Source organism: Pseudarthrobacter sp. NKDBFgelt (assembly GCF_046097905.1).
Taxonomy (GTDB): Bacteria; Actinomycetota; Actinomycetes; order Actinomycetales; family Micrococcaceae; genus Arthrobacter; species Arthrobacter polychromogenes.
Map to the genome: position 1 here is coordinate 1 of NZ_JBJURL010000168.1, position 1,766 is coordinate 1,766.

Below are 1,766 nucleotides of genomic sequence, written 5' to 3' on the forward strand. Positions count from 1 at the left end.
AGTCGTGGAGCCGCCCGCAGCGTTCGCATTCCAGAACGCCGCGCAACTGCCCCTTGAACCGCTCCGGGATTCCCGGAGGCTCCAACTCCTGAGTAGGATGGAGCGATGACGAGCAAGACGACGAACAAGTTTTCGCCTGAGGTGCGCGCTCGCGCGGTGCGGATGGTGCTGGAGCACGAGGGCGAGCATCCATCGCGATGGGCGGCGATCATGTCGATCGCGGGCAAGATTGGGTGCACGGCGCAGACGCTGAACGAGTGGGTGAAGAAGGCTGAGGTCGACAGCGGCCGCAAGCCCGGCCTGACCACGGATCTAGCGGCCAAGCTCAAGACGCTGGAACGTGAGAACCGCGAGCTTCGGCAAGCCAACGAGATCCTGCGCAAAGCGTCGGCGTATTTTGCCCAGGCGGAGCTCGACCGCCCGTTCAAGCGATGATCGCCTTCATCGACGATCACCGTGGGGCCTATGGGGTCGAGCCGATCTGCAGGGTGTTGCCGATCGCCCCGTCGACCTACCGCGCTCATGCCTCCCAACGCACCGATCCGACCAAGCTCTCGATCAGGGCGAGGCGGGACGCCGCCCTGCTGCCGGAGGTCCAGCGTGTTTTTGACGAGAACTTCCGGGTCTATGGCGTGCGCAAGGTCTGGCGGCAGTTGATGCGCGAGGGGCATCGGATCGCCCGCTGCACAGTGGCGCGCCTGATGCGACGCGCCGGCCTGCAAGGTGTAGTCCGTGGAAAGCCCGTGCGCACCACGTTCAGCGACAAGGCGGCTCCTTGCCCGCTCGACCACGTCAACCGGCAGTTCAAGGCGCCGCGGCCAAATGCGCTCTGGCTCTCGGACTTTACCTATGTCGCGACCTGGTCAGGCTTCGTCTACGTCGCCTTCGTGATCGACGCCTACGCGCGCCGCATCGTCGGCTGGCGGGCATCGAGGACCGCGCATGCGAGCTTCGTGCTCGACGCCCTCGAGCAGGCTCTGCATGAGCGTCGCCCCGCGCATCGCGGCGGGCTTGTGCATCACAGCGACCGCGGCAGCCAATACGTCTCGATCAAATACACCGAGCGTCTGGCCGAGGCCGGCGTCGAGCCGTCGGTTGGAAGCGTCGGCGACAGCTACGACAACGCGCTCGCGGAGACGATCAACGGGCTCTACAAAGCAGAGGTCATCCACCGGCGTGGACCCTGGCGCTCGTTCGAGACCGTCGAGTTCGCGACGCTGGAATGGGTCGACTGGTTCAACAATCGGCGGCTGCTCGAACCCATCGGCAACATCCCGCCAGCCGAAGCAGAAGAGCGCTATTACGCAATGCTGAGCGAGCCGGCTATCGCGGCGTGACTCAAACGAAGCGGCCTCCGGAGAATCCGGAGCGGTTCACCCGCGGGATAGCCGATAGGCTTGATCCAGGGCCTCCGGGACGCGACCTTCTGCAATGCATTTGTATCCTCGAACCCACATGCTCCGCCGAGAACGCGGGAGGAACTGGACCCTCGATGGGTCTTGAGCAAGTCCAAGGGCAGCCACTCGTTCAATGATCTCCAGGGCGCGGGTGATCGGCAGCCCCGATAACATTTCGGGTTCGCTGACTTGCGTTACTCCAAAGCGGCTCAAGATCCACCGGTCGAGCGCAACGTCTTCAACGCGAGCTGGTTGCGGCTGAGCGCCACGTGCGTCACCGTCGGCACAATCGGCGCATTTCGCGATCGCGCCGTCTCCCCAGCTCAGCAGGGTTCCGCAGCTACAGGTTTCGGTAAGGCCGAGCGAGTG

At 64.5% G+C, this 1,766-nt stretch carries 2 protein-coding genes and 1 other annotated feature; both genes read left to right on the forward strand.

Features of this window, described 5'->3' with window-relative positions:
• Positions 1-105: 105 nt before the first annotated feature.
• Positions 106-1,337 (forward strand): IS3 family transposase gene (locus tag ACKAE7_RS20920; protein ID WP_408980210.1). Its coding sequence is split into 2 segments (ribosomal slippage): positions 106-397 and positions 397-1,337, totalling 1,233 coding nucleotides; the frame shifts between segments, so codons are not numbered across the junction.
• Positions 390-506 (forward strand) — a sequence feature (AL1L pseudoknot). (Overlaps the previous gene by 117 nt.)
• Before the next feature lie 249 nt (positions 1,338-1,586).
• On the forward strand, positions 1,587-1,766 hold a 180-nt coding region (locus ACKAE7_RS20925), incomplete at its 3' end, for a hypothetical protein (RefSeq protein WP_408980211.1).